Annotated in this window: 17 protein-coding genes and 1 pseudogene; 3 read left to right on the top strand and 15 right to left on the bottom strand. The window is 54.6% G+C overall.

Going from position 1 to position 18,347, the window contains the following annotated elements; translation table 11 throughout:
• Window positions 1–80: 80 nt before the first annotated feature.
• From manZ to brnQ, 13 genes are all read right to left on the bottom strand, one after another.
• Window positions 81–899 (bottom strand): PTS mannose transporter subunit IID, encoded by an 819-nt coding sequence (gene manZ, locus BLW59_RS07720; protein WP_074697327.1) that lies wholly within the window; start codon window positions 897–899, stop codon window positions 81–83.
• 14 nt (window positions 900–913) lie between these two features.
• A complete protein-coding gene (locus tag BLW59_RS07715; protein ID WP_074697326.1) occupies window positions 914–1,717 on the bottom strand; it encodes a PTS mannose/fructose/sorbose transporter subunit IIC in 804 nt (267 codons plus the stop codon).
• A gap of 239 nt (window positions 1,718–1,956) precedes the next feature.
• On the bottom strand, window positions 1,957–2,445 hold the full coding sequence (locus BLW59_RS07710) for a PTS system mannose/fructose/N-acetylgalactosamine-transporter subunit IIB (RefSeq protein ID WP_029546267.1): 489 nt from the start codon (window positions 2,443–2,445) through the stop codon (window positions 1,957–1,959).
• A 315-nt stretch (window positions 2,446–2,760) separates the two neighbouring features.
• Window positions 2,761–4,131 (bottom strand): alanine/glycine:cation symporter family protein, encoded by a 1,371-nt coding sequence (locus BLW59_RS07705; RefSeq protein ID WP_029546269.1) that lies wholly within the window; start codon window positions 4,129–4,131, stop codon window positions 2,761–2,763.
• A gap of 374 nt (window positions 4,132–4,505) precedes the next feature.
• Window positions 4,506–6,317, bottom strand: coding sequence for a MutS-related protein (locus tag BLW59_RS07700; protein WP_074697325.1), 1,812 nt, complete (start codon window positions 6,315–6,317; stop codon window positions 4,506–4,508).
• A 61-nt stretch (window positions 6,318–6,378) separates the two neighbouring features.
• Window positions 6,379–7,884, bottom strand: coding sequence for a phosphomannomutase/phosphoglucomutase (locus BLW59_RS07695; RefSeq protein ID WP_074697324.1), 1,506 nt, complete (start codon window positions 7,882–7,884; stop codon window positions 6,379–6,381).
• Between the two features lie 97 nt (window positions 7,885–7,981).
• Window positions 7,982–8,638, bottom strand: a complete 657-nt coding sequence (locus BLW59_RS07690) for a D-sedoheptulose-7-phosphate isomerase (protein WP_074697323.1) — start codon at window positions 8,636–8,638, stop codon at window positions 7,982–7,984.
• A 51-nt stretch (window positions 8,639–8,689) separates the two neighbouring features.
• Window positions 8,690–9,379, bottom strand: coding sequence for a hypothetical protein (locus BLW59_RS07685; RefSeq protein ID WP_074697322.1), 690 nt, complete (start codon window positions 9,377–9,379; stop codon window positions 8,690–8,692).
• Window positions 9,380–9,409: 30 nt separating this feature from the next.
• Entirely contained in the window at window positions 9,410–9,685 is a 276-nt protein-coding gene (locus BLW59_RS07680) for a hypothetical protein (RefSeq protein WP_029546277.1), read from the bottom strand.
• 69 nt (window positions 9,686–9,754) lie between these two features.
• Window positions 9,755–9,916, bottom strand: a complete 162-nt coding sequence (locus tag BLW59_RS07675; RefSeq protein ID WP_029546279.1) for a hypothetical protein — start codon at window positions 9,914–9,916, stop codon at window positions 9,755–9,757.
• Window positions 9,917–10,042: 126 nt separating this feature from the next.
• Window positions 10,043–11,866 (bottom strand): M48 family metallopeptidase, encoded by a 1,824-nt coding sequence (locus BLW59_RS07670; RefSeq protein ID WP_175463384.1) that lies wholly within the window; start codon window positions 11,864–11,866, stop codon window positions 10,043–10,045.
• A gap of 48 nt (window positions 11,867–11,914) precedes the next feature.
• Window positions 11,915–12,316, bottom strand: coding sequence for a hypothetical protein (locus BLW59_RS07665; protein WP_029546283.1), 402 nt, complete (start codon window positions 12,314–12,316; stop codon window positions 11,915–11,917).
• Between the two features lie 364 nt (window positions 12,317–12,680).
• Entirely contained in the window at window positions 12,681–14,036 is a 1,356-nt protein-coding gene (gene brnQ / locus BLW59_RS07660) for a branched-chain amino acid transport system II carrier protein (protein WP_074697321.1), read from the bottom strand.
• Window positions 14,037–14,405: 369 nt separating this feature from the next.
• Between brnQ and BLW59_RS07655 the strand changes: the two genes are divergently transcribed.
• The 3 genes and pseudogenes from BLW59_RS07655 to BLW59_RS17095 form a co-directional block, all read left to right on the top strand.
• A complete protein-coding gene (locus tag BLW59_RS07655; protein ID WP_029546287.1) occupies window positions 14,406–15,887 on the top strand; it encodes a class I adenylate-forming enzyme family protein in 1,482 nt (493 codons plus the stop codon).
• Between the two features lie 80 nt (window positions 15,888–15,967).
• Window positions 15,968–16,621: a hypothetical protein gene (locus BLW59_RS07650; RefSeq protein WP_074697320.1), complete on the top strand. Its 654-nt coding sequence runs from the start codon at window positions 15,968–15,970 to the stop codon at window positions 16,619–16,621.
• Between the two features lie 4 nt (window positions 16,622–16,625).
• Window positions 16,626–16,844 (top strand): annotated as a pseudogene (locus BLW59_RS17095) (S-layer homology domain-containing protein); the annotation flags it as partial.
• Window positions 16,845–16,987: 143 nt separating this feature from the next.
• Here the strand turns inward: BLW59_RS17095 and BLW59_RS07640 are convergent.
• Both BLW59_RS07640 and rsmG read right to left on the bottom strand, forming a co-directional pair.
• Window positions 16,988–17,434, bottom strand: a complete 447-nt coding sequence (locus BLW59_RS07640) for a hypothetical protein (protein WP_074697319.1) — start codon at window positions 17,432–17,434, stop codon at window positions 16,988–16,990.
• 169 nt (window positions 17,435–17,603) lie between these two features.
• Window positions 17,604–18,317 (bottom strand): 16S rRNA (guanine(527)-N(7))-methyltransferase RsmG, encoded by a 714-nt coding sequence (gene rsmG / locus BLW59_RS07635; protein ID WP_074697318.1) that lies wholly within the window; start codon window positions 18,315–18,317, stop codon window positions 17,604–17,606.
• Window positions 18,318–18,347: the final 30 nt, after the last annotated feature.

The following is an 18,347-nucleotide window of genomic DNA, read 5'->3' as shown; positions in this document are numbered from 1 at the left end:
TTTGACATTTTGCAACAAAAAAGGGCTGCCGCATTCGCGGCAGCCGAGTAGAGAATCAATGGATTGTGAAAAATTGTATCTTATGCGAAGAGACCGATGGCGTAGCCACAGATGCCCAGCGCAAAGAGACCGATGATGATGATGAGGGGGTTCACGCCCTTCTTCAGGAGAGCCATGCAGGCGAAGGTCATGAGCAGTGGCACGATGCCAGGCATCAGGCTGTCCAGGATGCTCTGGACGGTAACCACTACCTGGTCGCCCTGGCTGTTCACATAGGAGGACATGACCAGAGGCATATTGACCGTGGTCCACTTGGCCACCAAGGCGCCCATGACCAGGAGGCCCAGGACGCTGGCGCCCTCAGTGAGGTAACGCATGCGGTTGCCGCCCACTTCGTCCACCAGCTCCGTGCCCTTTTCAAAGCCGTACATAACGCCGTACCAATGAGTGAGCAGACGGATGGCATTGAAAGCGATGAAGAAGATCAAGGGACCGATAATGCTGCCGGTGAGGGCGATGCCTGCACCAAGAGCTGCCAGCACCGGACGGAGAGTACCCCAGAAAATAGGATCGCCTACGCCGGCCAGAGGACCGATAAGACCGACCTTCACGCCGGAGATGGTCTGGTCGCTGATGTCAGCACCGTTGGCACGCTTCTCCTCCATAGCGGCAATGATGCCCATGATGGGGGTTGCAAGGAACGGCTGGGTGTTGAAGAATTCCAGGTGGCGCTTCAGAGCCTGGTTCAGCTCCTCGCCCTTGTAGAGCTTCTTCAAAGCCGGGATCATGGAGACGCAGAAGCCGATGGACTGCATACGCTCGAAGTTGAAGGAACCCAGCAGGAAGTTTGAACGAATAAAGATATTGATAAGGTCGCCCTTAGTAAGCTTCTTTTCCATATTTGCTTTCCTCCTTACATGAGATCGGAATCATCAATGTCATCCACGGGGTTGCCGCTGCGCACAGGGCCAGCAGCAGCGCTCTCCAGCTCACGCTGCAGGTTCTTGATGTGGAAGAAAGCGCAGATGAGGCCGATAGCACCGAAGCCGATGAGGTTGACGTTGGTGAACACAGCAATGAGGAAGCCCAGGAAGAAGTAAGGCATGAGGCTCTTGGCGTTCATCATGTTGATGACCATAGCATAACCTACGACCACGATGAAGCCGCCGGAAACCTGGAGGCCGCGGGTGATGACTTCAGGAATGGAAGCCAGCGCGCTGTTGACAGTGTCGGTACCAGCCACAGCAGCGATAGCCATGGCAGGCAGGGCCACACGGAGAGCCTGCAGGAGCAGACCGCCTACATGGCACATCTCGATAGCGAAGCAGTTGCCCTTGGCAGCAAAGCCATCCGCAGCATGCTGGAAGAACACGGTGATGGTACGCACGAAGATGGTGAGCACCTGGCCGGCAGCAGCGAGAGGCACGGCGAGAGCGATACCAGCGCCGATGCTCTGATGGCCCACGATAACCAGGATGGAAGAAACAACGGAAGCCAGAGCGGCGTCAGGAGCCATGGCGGCGCCGACGTTCATCCAGCCCAGAGCCAGCATCTCCAGCGTACCGCCCAGGATAATGCCGGTGGTGACGTCACCGAGAACCAGGCCAACCAGCGTGCAGGCCACCAGCGGACGATGGAACTGGCACTCATCCAGCACGGAGCCCATGCCGGCCACAGCAGCCACGATAAACAGCATGATAAATTGCATTGTGGTCATAAATTAGCACCCCTTTAAAATTCCCACATAGTTCAATAAAAGATAAATCCCAAAAATACCTCAAACTTCAGCCCATGGATGGGCGTTAATGCGGCCGTTGGCTTTCATGGATGAAAGGCAAGGCCGCGCTTTCTTTTGGTTCGTTTTCTTTACTATAAAGAAAATGAACAGCCGAAACCTAACAAAGCGTTTGTCCCTAGACAGCCAGGGCAAATCCCTACGCCCTGGCCAGTCACGAATTAGAGCCCCTTGGCATCCAGAGCTGCGATGGCATCGCCCTTATTATCAGCCGGAGTCTTCTGGATCTCCACCTTGATGCCCATCTGCACCAGCTCGCGGATAGCAGCTGCATCCTCCTTATTCACAGCCACAGCCGTGGAAATAAGGGTATCGCCTTCCTTGTAGCACATGCCGCCCAGGTTCACATAGGTAAAGGGAATCCCGCCCTTCACAGCACGAACCACATCGCCGGGCTTCGTGAAGAGGAAGAGAGTCTTGAAAGCTTCGTACTTCGGATTCTTGTAAGCCTCTACAGCCTTGTCCACAGGCACCACATATCCCTTGAGTCCGGGAGGAACAACCTGCAGGAGGAGCTTCTTCCTCATCTCGTCCTTGGCCACCTCGTCACTGCAGCACATAATGCGGTTGCAGCCCGTAATCTTGCTCCAGGTAGTAGCAACCTGACCGTGAATCAAACGATCATCGATACGGCAGAATGCGATTTCCATTTTGCATAAACCCCTTTCAATAAATCCCCAAAATCACAAATCATCCAAACTCAGTCACGAAAACTTCATCGCAGTTAATTATTTTCTGACTATACATATTATATTTTACAATCAATAAAAAGTCAGCTGAAAGCTGTCACAATCTGAAAGGATTTTGTATGACATTTGTCATAGTAACCGTTACCAATTCATATTTTTTTCAGCGAAAATCTCAAACAGCTTCACAGAACGTCAAAAAAAGCCAGCCCTCAAAGGACTGACTTCTTCATAATTATGCAATTTAATCAGAGCAAACAGGTAAGGCTTCAACTAATGTCAGTCCTGAACAGCACGTTCAGCACTGACTTCCTCATCCTTTCCCAAATAGTGCTCTGTCTCAGCCACTACCACCCCGGACAGGGCGATCAGGGCAATCAGGTTCGGTATGGCCATGAGGCCGTTGACGATATCTGCCAGAATCCAGATGGCCTCCAGCTTCAGGAAAGCACCGGAAGCAATGAGGGCAATGAAAATCAGGCGGTAGGGCAACACGCCCTTGGTGCCCATGAGGTAAATCACAGCACGCTCGCCATAATAGTTCCACCCCAGGATAGTAGTGAAAGCGAACAGCGCCAAAGCGATGGTCAAGAGCCAGGTGCCCACATCACCGTAAGCGGAAGCAAAGGCAGCACTGGTCATGGCTGCACCTGCATTTTCTCCCTGCCAGACACCCGTGAGCACGAGAGCCAGGCCCGTCATGGAGCAGATGATGATGGTGTCGATGAAAGTGCCCGTCATGGAGATAAGGCCCTGCTCAGCAGGTTCCTTGGTCTTGGCAGCCGCAGCTGCAATGGGAGCGGACCCCAGACCAGACTCGTTGGAGAACACGCCGCGGGCAATACCGTTCTGCATGGCCATCATGATGGTGGAGCCTGCAAAACCGCCAGCAGCAGCAGAACCGGTGAAAGCACTCTCAAGGATCAGGCCGATAGCCGCAGGCACAGCCTCGATGTTCATGAGGATCAAACCGAGACTTATAATAATGTACATAACCGCCATGAAGGGAATGACCTTGCCGGCCACTTTCGCAATGCTCTGGAGGCCGCCAATGGTGATGGCGCCGATAAGCACAGTCAGGACAACGTCCGTAGCCAGCTTGGGCACCCCGAAGGAAAGCTCCACGCTGTCCACGATGGCGTTCACCTGGGGGAAGGTGCCGATGCCCAGCCAGGCCACCAGCACCGTAGCAATGGCGAAGAAGGTAGCCAGAGGCTTGTACTTCTCGCCCATGCCGTTCCTGATATAGAACATGGGACCGCCTGCAATCTCGCCCTTCTCATCCGTGGTGCGGTACTTCACAGCCAGGAGGCCCTCAGCATACTTGGTAGCCATGCCGAAGAAAGCCGCCATCCACATCCAGAAGATAGCACCGGGGCCGCCCACTTTCACTGCGGTAGCCACACCGACAATGTTGCCCGTACCCACAGTAGCAGCAAGAGCCACGCAGAGAGCCTTGAAACTTGACACATCACCCTCGCCGTGGTTCTTGGCCTTGAAGATGAGGCCCAGAGCCTTGGGCAGGCGCATGACCTGAAGAAGCTTCAGCCTGAAGGTCAGATAAATGCCGGTACCCACCAGCAGGGTGATAAGGGGCGGGCCCCACATAAAGGAATCAATCGCGTCAAGTGCAGGTATAAGTCCTTCCATATTGTCCTCCTCAGAATGATGTTTACACTCACTGTCCGCAATACACGGACATTAGTTTGCCTCTCTCGAAGATGTTTCTTATATTACCACACTTGCGGACATTTGTCTTTAGGTTTCTCAAAAAAAATTTTATATTTCTTTTTCATTTTCGGCTGTTCATTTTCTTTGGCGCAAAGAAAACGAAGCAAACTGCGTGTGACACACCGTGTCACACTTCGCCCTCGCACTAAATCTAAGCGATTACAAGTCCTTCGGACTTGAAATAGCCAAGATTTCGTAGCGAAAGAAAACGTGGCCTTGCCTTTCATCCTTGAAAGCCAACGGCCACAGAACGCCCATCCATGGGCTGAAGATTGAATTGTCTTTAATGTGGTTCAGTAGATTATTCCTGCCATTTTCAGCAGGTATTGGGCATTGGTGGTGGTGCAGCGGCCTTCCTTCAGTTTGAAGTCAAATTTTATCTTGTCATCTTCGTAGTGTTCCTCGAAGTGGAAGTTGCGGAGGGGCTGGCCTTCCGGGCCTTGCAGTTCACACAGCTCGAAATCATGGGTTGTGATGAAGGCCAGGATATGGGGACGGGTCAGGTGCTGGATGGCTGCCCTGGCGCCTACTATGCGGTCGGCGCTGTTAGTGCCCTTGAAAATCTCATCTATGCAGCAGAGCATGGGACGTCCCTGCCCTGCCGCCTCCACCATCTGGCGCACCCGCAGGAGCTCTGCGTAGAAGGTGGAGATACCTTTGGAAAGGTCGTCACTCACCTGTATGGAGGTGTAGATATCCATCAGTGACACCTCAAAGCTCTCCGCCGGCACCGCCGCCCCGGCATAGGCCAGCACTGCTGTCCCTGCCAGAGTCCTCAAGTATGTGGTCTTGCCGCTCATGTTGGAGCCGGTGATGATGATGCTCTCACCTGTGAAGTCTGCCCCATTGCCCACAGCCCTGCCCTCCTCTATCAGCAGGGATTCCGCCCCCCGGGCCCTGAGCCTGGGGGCACTTTCCTCCAGCAGGACAGGCAGGGCGGTTTTCTCACGGGTCAGGGCAGGTAAGGCCAGGGACAAGAGCATTTCCATCTCCTGCAGGGCTGAGAGCCAGCCGGAGAGCTGGCACCCTGCCCCCCGCTGCCACCTGAGGAAGCCTGCCGTCAGATGGCTGTCCATCAGGAAAAGGGCATTGAGCAACACGAAGGCCAGGATATTCTGCCGGTAAAGGAACCGCTCCGCCAGCCCTGCCAGCCTTGCCAGTCCCTCAGAAGCCTTCATCCCCCTGTCCTTGCCCTCTGTTTCCCCCAGGAAGTGGCGGCGCAGGTCTCTTAGGTAAAGGCTTTTGTTTTCCCTGGTTTCCAAAAAGGCAAAGACCCCCGCATAGCCTCTGAGGGCCTGCTGGATTTCCAGCAAAGGGGAGAGGATTGCCCCATGGGCCCCTGCCGCCCAAAGGGAAAGCAGGAGGTTCAGCCCCCAGAGATAAAAAGCAGCTTCCCAGGGCAGCCTGCCCACCAGTGACAGGGCCAGAGCCAGCCAGGGCAGCAAAGGCAGGACATAGCGAAGTTTCCCAAGAACCCGGCAGGGCAGGGCTTCCTCTGCCCCCTCCCCCTTTATTTTCTCCGCCAGAGGTGCCAGGTCATGCCCCTCCGGCACCGCCTGCAGCAGGCCGGCCAATTTCAGCGCCCCTTGCGGCTCTTTGGCAAGCTCCGCCACGGCCTCCTGCCGCAGGAGGATAACGTCCCGGCTGCCAGGAAAGGGAGAGAGCACCTCCGCCAACCTCTCCCTGCCCCCCAGTGTCCGGGCAAGGCAGAGATACTGAAAAAACGAGGCCCTGCCAAAGAGGTGCAGGTCACGTCCCTGGGGCCGTTCCTCCTGCAAAAAATCTTCACCGTCCAAAGCCAACTCCCGCCAGCTGCCCTCCATACGGGCAAGAAAGGCCTCCACCGCCTGCAAACGCTCCTGAAGGGCGGCCATTTCCTGCCTGAACCTGCCGTGCCGTCTTATCAGCAGGACAAACACCGTCAGCAAGGCCGCTCCTGCAACGTAACCAAACAAATAGCCATCATACCCCGCCGCCAGCGCCAGCACCGCCAGCATAAAGGAAAGTGAGCGCCACAAACTCAGCCGGCTGTCAATCTTCCCCGCCTTGAGCAGGGCATCGCAGAGTTCTTTATGCTGTTTCTGAAAAAATTCCTTTTTCTTCATCTTTACCATCCTAAAGTCCAAAAACCGCCGCGGTTGCCCGTGGCGGTTCTCTTGCGTTCATTTACTTATTGAAGACAGAAAAATCCAGTGCATCGAAGCCTGCCAGGAGTTCCTGCACCTGGCCTGCAATCTCCTTGGCACCGCCAGCCTTGCGGCTCTCGATATTGAGCGGCATCTGGGGGTCATGGAGGGAGAGGCGCAGGAGAGCCCAGCCCTGGGGAAACACCAAGCGCACGCCCTCGAAGGAAGGCTTGGCAGCCTTGATACCCTTCTCTGCCGCGCGGTTCTCAAAGGCCTGCAGCACATTCTGCCCATATTCTTTGAAATCTTCACGGGCTATCTTCATGCGGTATTCCACCGCCTCCACCGGCTCGCCCAGCGTTGCCACCAGGCCCTCAAGCTTCTTGCCCTTGGCCTTGGCTTTGGCAGCAGCAATCAGGAGCTTCACAGCCAGATAGGCGCCGTCATCCAGATAGTAGTTCTCGGACAGGGCTCCGTGGCCGGAAGTCTCGATGGCCAGCGGGGACACAATGCCGCTGTGGTTCAGGCGGACACACTCGTCAATGACGTTCTTGTAGCCGCGCATATAGCGGTGATGCTTGAGGCCCAGCTCCTCCTTGAGGAAAGTGGTGAGCTCGTCAGAGGTCACGGAGTCCGTGACAATGGTGCTGCCGGGATAGTCCGGTGCCAGAATGGCGGCCATCATGGCAATGAGGGCATTGCGGCTGATTTCCTTGCCATTCTTCAGCACAGCGCTCATGCGGTCCACGTCCGTATCGAAAATCAGGCCCAGGTCTGCCTTGCTCTTCAGCACGGCCTCCCTGATGGCGGCCATGGCCTGCTTGTTCTCGGGGTTGGGAATGTGATTGGGGAAATGTCCGTCCGGCTCCAGGAAAATGCTGCCGGTGGTGTCAGCCCCCAGGCGGCCCAGAATCTGGCTGGCGAAGAAGCCGCCTGCGCCATTGCCTGCATCCACTACCACGTGCATGCCCTTGAGGGGTTCATTCTCGCCCCCCAGAGCCTGACGGATTTTCTTCCGCAGGTGATGGCAGTAGCGCTCCATCAGATCATACTGCTGGACCTTGGACAGATCGCCCTGGGCTACCGGCTGGCGGGCAGCAGCAGAGAGAATGGCATCGATATCCTCATGCTCCACGCCCCCGTCCTTGGTGAAGAACTTCAGACCGTTGCGGTTATAGGGCAGATGGCTGGCGGTAATCATGATGGAGCCATCCATGCTGGTTTCCGGGAACACCGTGGACATGAACATGGAAGGGGTGGAAGCCATACCGCAGTCCACAGTGACACAGCCAGCGGCAGTCAGAGCCTCCAGCACAGCCTTCTTGAGAGCCGGGGCAGAAATACGGGAATCGTGTCCCACCGCCACCCTCAGCTTCTTCTTCTCCTTGTCGGCCTTCTCAGCCAGGAATTCCAGAAAGCCACCGGTAATGACATTGGCTGCCTCTACAGAAAGAGTCACCGGCTCATCGGGCACGCCTTCCACAGCTACCCCTCGCACATCACTGCCGTTGGCAAGTTTCTTGAGTATTTTTTCAGATACTAGCATAATAAAAAGCCCCCTACCATGATTTTTACGATTTACTGCTACTCATACAGTTTATCATAATTCCACGCCAAGGGGGCTTTATCCTGCTTATAAAGTTTTATTCTCCAAAGAATTCATTCTCTGCCGCAATGCAGAGCATGTGATAGACAGGCAGATGATACTCCTGAATCTTGAAAGTCTCGTCCTCAGGCACGCAGATGGTGATATCTGCCATGTTCTTCGCCTTGATCTTGCCGCCTGATTTACCGGTGAGGGCAATGGACTTCACGCCCTTGGCCCGGGCCATGTCCAGGGCATAGATGACATTGGTGGAGTTGCCGGAGGTGGAGATGGCCAACAGCACATCACCCTCATCCCCCATGCCCAGAAGCTGCTGGGCAAAGGAAAGGTCCGGCGCCTGGTCGTTGGCAAAGGCAGTGTTGAGGGCCACCTGATTCACCATGGAAAGGGCAGGCAGGGCCCCCTGCAGATTCTCCATGAAGTAATCAGCAGAATCCGGGCAGACCTCACGGAAGCGCTGCTCCATCTGCTTGTCCAGCTTGCGGGGCAGCAGAAAGCCCTTCATGAGCTCACCTACCACGTGCTCTGCATCAGAAGCGCTGCCGCCATTGCCGCAGGCAATGAGCTTGTGTCCTGCACGGTAGCTCTCACAGATGACCTCCACTGCAGCTTTCATATCCTCCTTGCAGACAGCCAGGGCAGGATAACGCTCAATGAGATCATCAACTTTTTTGATTGTACTTTCTTTTACCATAAAAATTCTCCTTACCGAAAAAGCCTCCCCCGTAAACAGGGAGGCTATATATCACCTGTTACGATACCTGTCCGCCATGGACTTGGCATCGTACTCACCGCTGGAAATACGGCTGATATCCTGATAGGCAGGACGCCCCTGGCTGTCCCGGGGTGTCACATCCACAGGCTCTGATGAACGCTGCCAGCCACGGTCATAGGAAGGGCTGCTGCCCTTTCCACGGAACCTGTTCCAGGCCCAGCGAAGGAGCATGATCAAAGCCCCGAAAAGAATGACATTGGCCACCAGGCCCAAGATATCCCCCAAAATTCCGCCAGAGCCAATGAGGCTGGCCAACATGTGGCCCAGGAACATACCGCCTGCCAGAATGCCCACCTGCCTCAGAGCAGAGCCCCAGCCGGAAGAGCTTTGGGCAGCGGTGCCAGCAGCCGCCGCATTGCTTTTGGCTGCTGCATTAGTCCCCGGCGCATCCTTTTCCAGGCTCTTGGCATCCTTGGACGGCTTGTAGTCCTTGCCATTACCGGACACGGATTTGGAATCAGAAGCCTTGCTGCTGGGGGAACTTGCCTTGGGAGCCGCCGGCTTCGGTGCCGGTTTCGGCGCCGAGAACTTGGCCCCGCCCTTGGCTGCCGCAGCCACAGAATAAACAGCCTGATTATCAAGAGCAACGCCTGCAGGCGCTGCCACTGCAACCATAGTTCCAACCATTAACGAAGCAAGGATTTTCCTAGCATTTACCATAAAAAATTCTCCTTCAATAAATAACTGAACTCATCCTTCGTAGGATTTGATATCGTCTTCAAAAGCGTAGATTTCACCCACAGTGTCCAATTCCCCGGACAGATACCTGTCGATATCATCCACATCAATGTAGAGCTTGCAGTCAATATCCAGATAACCCTGTTCCCGGCCGCCGGAAAGGTCACGTATGGCCATGAGCTTTTCCCTGAGCTTCAGGAGCTCCGTACGGGTAGCGTGGATATCCAGCTTGATCTGGGGCACACCGTATTCCTTCAATACCTCATCCATAGTCATGCGCTGGGACATATCATTCATCCTCTCTTTGACCTTTTGATGTTTAGTCTAACAAAGCAGTTTGTAAAATATCTGAAAGACTTATTCCCCGGCATCATTACCATTCATATGGTCCAGTATGCTCTGGAGCTCCCTCTTCTGCCGCAGGTGGCTCTCATAATCCAAATCGTTGGAATCCACCCTCATGCGCCGCGTCAGCTCATCAATACGCGCCTGCAGGCGCCCCCTGATCTTGTCATCCATCTTAACTTTCATCCCTTCCCAAATAAATAACGTATTTATTATAACGCAGTTGTTCAAATTTTGTCGACAGACAAAATATACATATTGGCGTTTCAACGGGGCTTGTCCCCGTTATAACGCTATTGTTCAGATTTTGTCGACAGACAAAAATTCGCTCTCTTTTTCTTTCGCCGCCTTTTTCGCCTCTGCCTGCTCTTTTTTCAGCGCCTTATAATCCTTCTCGGAAATCTCCTTCAGGTACTCCTCGGGGATTCTCCTGAAAGCCTTGGGGCGGAGCCTGTAAAGCTCCTTGTAATTCAGCAGGGCATTTTCCCCGTCTCCCATCTCCTCGTAAATCTGCGCCGTCAGCAGCCAGGCCACAGCATTCTTCTTGTCCAGGGACTTTGCCTTCTCGCAGTCGGAAAGGGCCGCCTCCCTATCACCTCTCATGCGGCAGACATCGGCGCGGTTCAGGAAGTTGTAGATATTCTTGTCATCCATGGACACGGCCTTGTTGGCATCGGCAAGGGCACCTTCGTAGTCTCCCTCCACCGCCCGGGCACGGCCGCGAATGGCGTAGTTTTCCGCAGCATTATCCTGATGTTCTGCCGCGAAGGCGCGCTCCATCTGAAAGAGGGCAGCACCGCCCATGCCGTAGTCGCTGTAGGTATCGGCGTTTTCCCGCATCTTCTTCACCACTTTGGCAGGAGCGGCCAGAGCCTTTGCCTGCTCCTGCTGAAGCTCCTCACGGCGCTTTGCTTCTGCCAGCTTCATCTGCTCCCGGAAGCCCGTGGCCTTTTCCACTCTGTAGGCCTTGGTCACCATTTCCTGCAAGCGGGCGCCAGTGCCGGTTCTTGCCAGGAAGTCATGGAGCACCTCATTTACCCGGCTGTCCTCCAGACAGGTCACGCCGCCCCTGCCATCGCTGCGGAACTGCCATTCCTCCGGGCTGTCGTAATCATGGAAAGCCTTGGACAGGGCTCCTGCCACATAGTAGGCATTTTCTGCCGTATTGTCGAACTCATCCCCGGTCCAGTCCACGGTGAGCAGCCATTCTCCATCTATATAGATATCCTTGCGCCCCTGCACCGTCACATGACCTGCCCCATAAGCACTCATGAGCTGTGAAAGCTTCGCCTCCCGCAGATCCGTATCAGGGTGGTCGTTGTAGTTCTCCTGCTCCTTGAGCTTGGGGTCAAGGTCCTGATACTCCATGACATTCTTTGTTTCATAAGTCAGGTAATAGCCCATGCGGTACATGGCCGCTGCCCCGCCACCGGGATTGAAGCCAGCTGAGGCCATGAGGTAGAAGCCCCCCTCGTCAGCCTCGTACTCCGTGGGCAGGGTCACATTCTTGGCAATGGAATAGTTCACCAGTGCGTTGAGCTTGTTCCAGTCCATAAGTCCTGCATCCATATTGAGGAAGGCCATGCCATAGTACTGAGCCACCGCCTTGGCATAGTTATGGGCGCTGTGCTGCCTGAGGCCGTGGGTCATCTCATGGGCCAGCACCGCCGCCAGCTCATCCCTGTCGCACTGGAGCCCCCGCACCAAAGCCCGGTTGATGCTGATGTAATTGGTGGGATAGCAGGCAGCATTGAAGTCATTGCTGTCATTGACGCTCCACAGGAAAGGCAGGGAATTGACCTTCAGGGCATAATCCCCCTTCTCCACCAGCTGCTCCATGACTTCGTTCACTATGGCCCAGTCATGGTCATTCCTGTCCCTGCCATTGGCCCGCAGATCCTGGATCCGCCCGCTGACCTGGGCCCTGGGGTCATTGCCAAGCAAGAGCACGCTCTTGAGACTGGACTTGTAGGCGGCATAGACTCCCAGAGCTTGGGCAGCTGCCGCCCAGGGGTCCACTCCTGCCTCCACCCGGGCAGCAGGCAACGCCACGCCCATGCTCATCATGACAGCAAGGCACAGGGACAGGGCTTTATGTTTTATTAAAGAAAGTTGATTTTTCATATCATATCCTCCGTGCCCCCATTGTACCACAAAGAAACCAGAATTCAATCAAAAGTGGAAGAAGTTCAGGCACTTCATAGCCAGCTTCCTGCCCTCCTCCTCAGGGTGTGCCAAAATATGCTCCAATGTGTACACGTAAAAAAAAGAAGATATGGGTACATAGCGGCGGCCCTTCACCATATCCGCCTCCCGCAAGAGCTTCTTGTAGGCTTTCATGAAATCTTCCTCCGTAGCCTGATATTTTTTTATGATTTTTTTCAGTTTCCGGTCACGGGCACAGTAGGCATATATCCGGGCAATGAGCTCCTGCCTCTTAGGGCCCGGAATTTCGCCTGCGTACTCATTTATCAACTCATTTGTCAAAGATGAGCGCTCCAATGACCTTTTCATCTCAAAAACGAAAAGTGTGCACAAAGCAACAAGCACACCAACCAGCAATACATTCATCATTCTCTCTCCTCCTCAGCAAACAGCCGCGCATTCATCTTTAATAATAACAAACTTTTTGCTCATTTTGGCACTTGGTTACATATTTTTTTCATATTTCTCTGTTAGTATAATACCTGTCAGCGAGAGGGATGCCTTGTCAATCCCCTAGGTATTCGGGACTCTTGTTGATTTCCCTGCAAGGGGGTTTATCCCACCCTCCTTGTTATCCCATTTCTCAAACGCTTTATCATCCCTTCCAAGCGTTTGTCCCTCCTGGATCGTGCAGGAGGGACTTTTTCTTTGCGCAAAAGAATTTTGTGCCCGTATCACAAACGCCCGGTGTGCACACTCGTCAAGTGTGCCACCGGGCGTTTTGTTCAACATATCAGTTCATATCAACTGCCTGGGTGTCGTTTTTTACCGTTACTTCTCCCCGCAGAAAGGAAATGCCAAGACCAATCCCTGCACCGATGATGGCCGGAATCAGCCAGCCCAGCATCAGGCTGTAGAATGGCACGTACTGAGCAAGGATGCCGTTCAGCACCGGCAGCTGGAAGCCAGCGGCATTCAGGGCATCCACCACGGCAAAGGCCAGAGTGAAATCAAGGGCCCAGCGATACACCGTACGGCGCTCGCCGATAACGCCATGGAACAGGGACAACACCACCATCACAATCACCAGCGGATAGATACCCACCAGGAAGGGCACAGCCAAGGTGATAATCTGAGTGAGACCGATATTGGAAACCACGAAGCTGAACGCTACGCCGAAGCGGAGCAGATTCTTATAAGTTACCTTATTATTAAAGAGTTTGTTGAAGAACCAGGCAGTGCCGGAAATGACGCCGCAGCTGGTGGTCAGGCAGGCCAGGCCGATGATGACTGCCAGCAGGAGGTTGCCTGCAGGTCCAAAGAAGATGCCCACTGCCTCAGCCAGCAACTGGCCGCCGTTGGCAGAATGGCCCAGGACGCTGGCGCTGGTAGCACCCAGATAAGCCAGAGAACCATAGACAAGAGTCATGAGGAACAGGGCGATAAGGCCAGCCATCAGGCAGACCCGGCCAAGGGCTTTGGACCCCTCCACCCCACGGGCGCGCACGGCATTGACCACGAGAGTACCAATGGCGATGGAAGCCAGAAGGTCCATGGTCTGGTAGCCGTCCTGGAAGCCCTGTGCAAAAGCGGACTCTACATAGGAACCGGTAGCGGGCATGATGTCACCCAGGGGTGCGCCGAAGGCCCGCAGGAACATAATCACCAGGAAAACCAGCAGCACCGGGGTCAGCATCTTGCCCACCCGGTCGATGAGCTTGCTGGGGTTCAGCGCCAGCCAGTAGGTGGCACCGAAGAAAAAGGCCGTGTAGATGGCCTGGCCCATAGTCATGGTATCTTCCGTGAGGAAGGGGCGGATGCCGATCTCAAAGGACACAGCCCCCGTGCGGGGCACGGCAAACATGGGACCGATGGTGAGATAGAGAATCACCAAAAGGGCCGTAGCGAAAGCCGGGCGGGTCATGCGGGAGATAAACTCAATGTACTTGCCTCCCTGCATGGCGATAGCGGCAATGCCCATAAGGGGCAGGCCCACGCCGGTAATGAGGAAGCCTGCCATGGCGGGCACCACATTATCCCCTGCTGCCTGTCCCAAGGCCGGCGGGAAAATCAGGTTGCCTGCGCCGAAAAAGATGGAAAACATCATGAGCCCCACACCCAGGAGCTCTCCTTTACTAAGGCTGTTCATTCTGCACTCTCCTTACAACATCATACATTGTGCGCTCGCAGTGTACATCTGATGACATATAAAAAATCATGCCCCATGATGCCCGAGCACGACCGAACCCGTATGACTATTGATTTTTGCTGAAGTAATTATAGCACAGGCCCATGTTACAATGCAACACATGATGCAAGAAAATCTCTCTCCAAAGTACACAGCCAAAATTTTTACATCTTCCCTGAAAATAACTATTTTTTCTTCATTAAGTGTAAACTTGACAGTCTTTTCCTTTCATCATTCTTCCATTGACTTTCTTTAGTACCTAGTATAAAATTCAATTTAAGTCATTTTATTATGTTTCGAAGTCCATTTCTATAGAAAAGGATGTGCACTATGCTGGTACATGAGCTTATCAATCAGGGCGCAGCGAGTGATCTTGCCATCATCGATCATGAGCGCCGTTTCACTTATGCCGAATTGCAGGAAGCGGTAAAAAATTGCCGCAACCGCCTCTACGCTGAGGGCGTGAAGCCCGGCGACCGGGTTGCCATCTTCTCCCGCAACAGCGCGGAGTTCGTCTTTGTCTACATGGCTGTGGCTTCCCTGGGCGCCATCTCCATCCCCATCAACTTCCAGCTGTCCAACCGTGAGATTGCCTACATTATAAAAGACGCCGGCGCCCGCTTCCTGGTGACCTATGAACTCCTCAATCTGGTAGATGCCATGGCAGCCCTGCGCTGCGATATCCGCCTGAAGCAGATCGACACCAAGAACATCGGCACGAAAAAGGAAGGGCTGGAAGAAGCCCCCAGCTTCCCCTCCCATCTGGATGAGCACGCTCCCTGCGTCATCATCTACACCTCAGGCACCACCGGCAACCCCAAGGGCGCAGTGCTTTCCCACCGCAATCTGGTAGCCAACTGCGAGCAGATTGTCTACATGGGCTGCAAGTCAGAGCACAATGTGCTCTGCGTACTGCCCATGTACCACTGCTTCGGATGGACCTGCGCCGTGCTCTATCCCCTGCACTCCGGAGCCACCGTGGTTATCCTGGACTCCTTCACCCCGAAGGAAACCATCAAGACCATCCGGGAAGAAAAGGTCACGGATATGTACGTGGTGCCCTCCATCTGCTCCCTGCTGACCAAGCTGGCCACCAAGGAAGACATGGCCTCCATGCGTCTGGTGGTCTCCGGCGGCACTACCCTGCCCTTGAAGATTGCCGAAGACTTCATGGAGAAGTTCGGCCTGGAAATCTGCGAGGGCTACGGCCTCTCCGAAACCTCCCCGGTTGTCACCATGAACCCTCCCGGCGCTTCCAAGGTGGGCTCCAGCGGCGTGCCTGTGCATGACATCGAAGTGCGCATCGTGGACCCCCAAAACAACGATGTGCCCCAGGGTGAACCCGGCGAGCTGATCTGCCGGGGCGAAAATGTGATGCTGGGTTACTGGAACCTGCCCGAAGCCTCAAATGAAGCCCTCAGAGGCGGCTGGTTCCACACCGCTGATGTAGCCCGCATTGACGAAGATGGCTATGTCTACATCGTGGACCGCATCAAGGACATGATCATTTCCATGGGCGAGAACATCTACCCCCGTGAGGTAGAGGAAGTGGTCTATCAGTTCCCCGGCATCGCCGAGGCAGCCGTCATCGGCATTGAAGACAAGCTGAGAGGCCAGGCAGGCGCCTGCTTCTACAGCCTTCACGAAGGTGCCAGCGTGAACATCCGTGAGCTGAAGAAATTCCTCCAGGAAAACCTGGCCCTCTACAAGATTCCCCGCGAATTCCACGAACTCCCCCACCTGCCCCGCACTTCTACGGGCAAGATTGCCAAGCGCATGATCTGGGACGAGTTCCAGAAGAATAAGTCTTAACTCAGACAGGATTCATACCTCCTTCCGTCGAACTTATGCCGTAAGAGCAACCGCAAAGTTCCCGCGAAGGAGGTATTTTCATGAGCAACAGCCGCAAGTTCCTTAGCCTGCGTCCCTTCCTGCTGGCCCTGTGCCTGATTTTCGCCGCCACCCTGCCTGCCAGCGCAGAAAAGACCAACTGGGTGGACGATAGCTACGATTTCCACAAAATCCAGAAGGCCCTTATCTACGATATCGAGTTGACGGATACGGAGGAATTCGAAAGTGACCTGCTGGAGCAGACCTTGCAGGAGGACTACTGGAAAAATGCCATGCGTCCCAAGTACCAGGTGCTTGACGCCGCCAAAGCTTCCCTGCTGTCGCCGGAAAACCCCCAGCTGGCAGCTGATGCCTACATCAAGGCAGAGCTTCTGAAATGGCACGATGATTCCTATGTGAAACCCGCCTACACCTCCTGGGAAACCCGGAAAGCCACCCGCACCAAAAGGATGCCCAACGGAGAGAAAATAGAAGAGACCTACTATACAGAAGTACCGGTCTACCATCCTCCCCAGACTGTCTATACCTCCACTGTGCGCCTGCGCTTCGAGGTCTTTGACAGCAAGACGGGGAAGAAAGTCATGGCCCGGGACGAGCTGCGGCTGCGGGACGATTCCCACCACGGCCAGAAAGGAATTTTCGGGCGCATCTGCAAGTCCTTCTTTGACGACCTGAACAAAAAAATCACCAGATAGCCCCTCACGGCACCTGTCAGCAGGCAACCCCTTCACCGACGTTCCCCGGGAGCACTGGGCCTACGATGCCGTCGAGCAGCTGGCTGCAGACAACGTCATCGAGGGTTATGGCGATGACACCTACCGTGGAGACCGCCTCCTCACCCGCTATGAAATGGCCCAGATAACAGCCAGAGCCATGAACAGGACCATGCTTCCCCCCATAGACCAAGTCCTGCTGAACTGCCAGAGGCTTCCTGGGAGAAGTGCGCTGCTACTTCTGATGACAAATCCACAGAAAAAATAGCCCGAAGGCTGTTGGACCGCTTCCCATCAGGAAGCGCCACAGGCCTTCGGGCTTTTCTACGCCTTCAAGCAAAAGCAAGCTCAGTCGCGCAGCTCGCACTTGATTTTCACGATAGTCCCATTCACTACTTTGAATTCCATCTTCTTGCTGTAATCGCTGCTGTAGTAAACGTACTCCGTATCATCGTAATCACGGTCTACCTTGTCTGCCCTGCCATACACATCAGACAGCACAGCTTCGCTCATGCCCACCGTGACACCGCCGGGAGTAGCGCCTGCACTATGAGTCTCGATTTCCTCCACCAGATTGGGGTTATGGTCAGCTACATCAATTACAATGCCATTGGGGAAGTAGATCTTGTCACCGGCGACAGCGTCAGGAGTGCCCAGTTTCGCCCTGGCAGACTCTAAGGTGGAGCCAGGAGCCACTCCGTCGATGGCGATGCTGTCACTGGAAACGCTTGCCACACAAAAAGCTGAAGCCGTAAGCATAAGCCCTGCCAGCAGAGCTGTTACCTTCTTTTTCATCTCATTTCCCTCCTAACTCACTCGAGCAATCTCTCCGTGCGCCGGATTAGTTCTATAAAACCAACCAAAAATCCTGCCCTGAGTACTGCTCATTAAGCATACTTGTATAAAAATCCCTTCAGTAGTCTATACGATTGAGAAAGGAAAGCATTACAAGAAATTCAAAAAATCACAGAGGTTTTTTCGTAGGCGTGCCCGCTTTGCGGGGATAGGCCTTCGGCGTGAGCTTCAATTTCTTCACCGTCACAATAGCCCGCTTGTCCTCAAGGCCCGGCAGGGCCACTTCCTGGCACCTGGAAGCAGACCCTCCCAGCAGGGAGAGGGCCCGGACTGCAGCCTCCGCTTCCTCCGCATATTTAGCCCCCTTGAGAGCCACCAGGAAGCCGCCTTTTTTCACAAAAGGCAGCGTGTACTCTGCCAAAACAGGCAAGGCCGCCACGGCGCGGCTTACAGCAAGGTCGAACTTCTCGCGATAGGCCTTATTCCGCGCCCCCTCCTCAGCCCGGGCATGGACACAGGCAACTTCCTGCAGGCCCAATTCCTCCACCACTGCTTCCAGGAACCCCACCCGCTTCTGCAGGGAATCCATAAGAGTGAGCTTCAGGTCTGGCCGGTAGATTTTCAGCGGCAGCCCCGGGAAGCCGGCTCCCGTGCCCACATCAATCACCGTTGCCCCCTCTGCAAATAGCCCCGTCTCCAAGGCCGTCAGGCTGTCCACCATGTGCTTCACCGCCACTTCCTGCGCTTCCGTGATGGCGGTGAGGTTCATCTTCTCATTCCACTCTATGAGCATTTCATAATAACGGGTGAACTGCTGCAGCTGGTTATCACTTAACTGCAAACCTGCCGCCTCTGCAGCCTCTGCCATAAACTTTTGAAACATTTTGTCTACCTCTTGCACACTAATATACTT

Source organism: Selenomonas sp. KH1T6 (assembly GCF_900108415.1).
Classification (GTDB): Bacteria; Bacillota; Negativicutes; order Selenomonadales; family Selenomonadaceae; genus Selenomonas_B; species Selenomonas_B ruminantium_A.
This window is presented reverse-complemented; position numbering and strand designations above follow the sequence as displayed.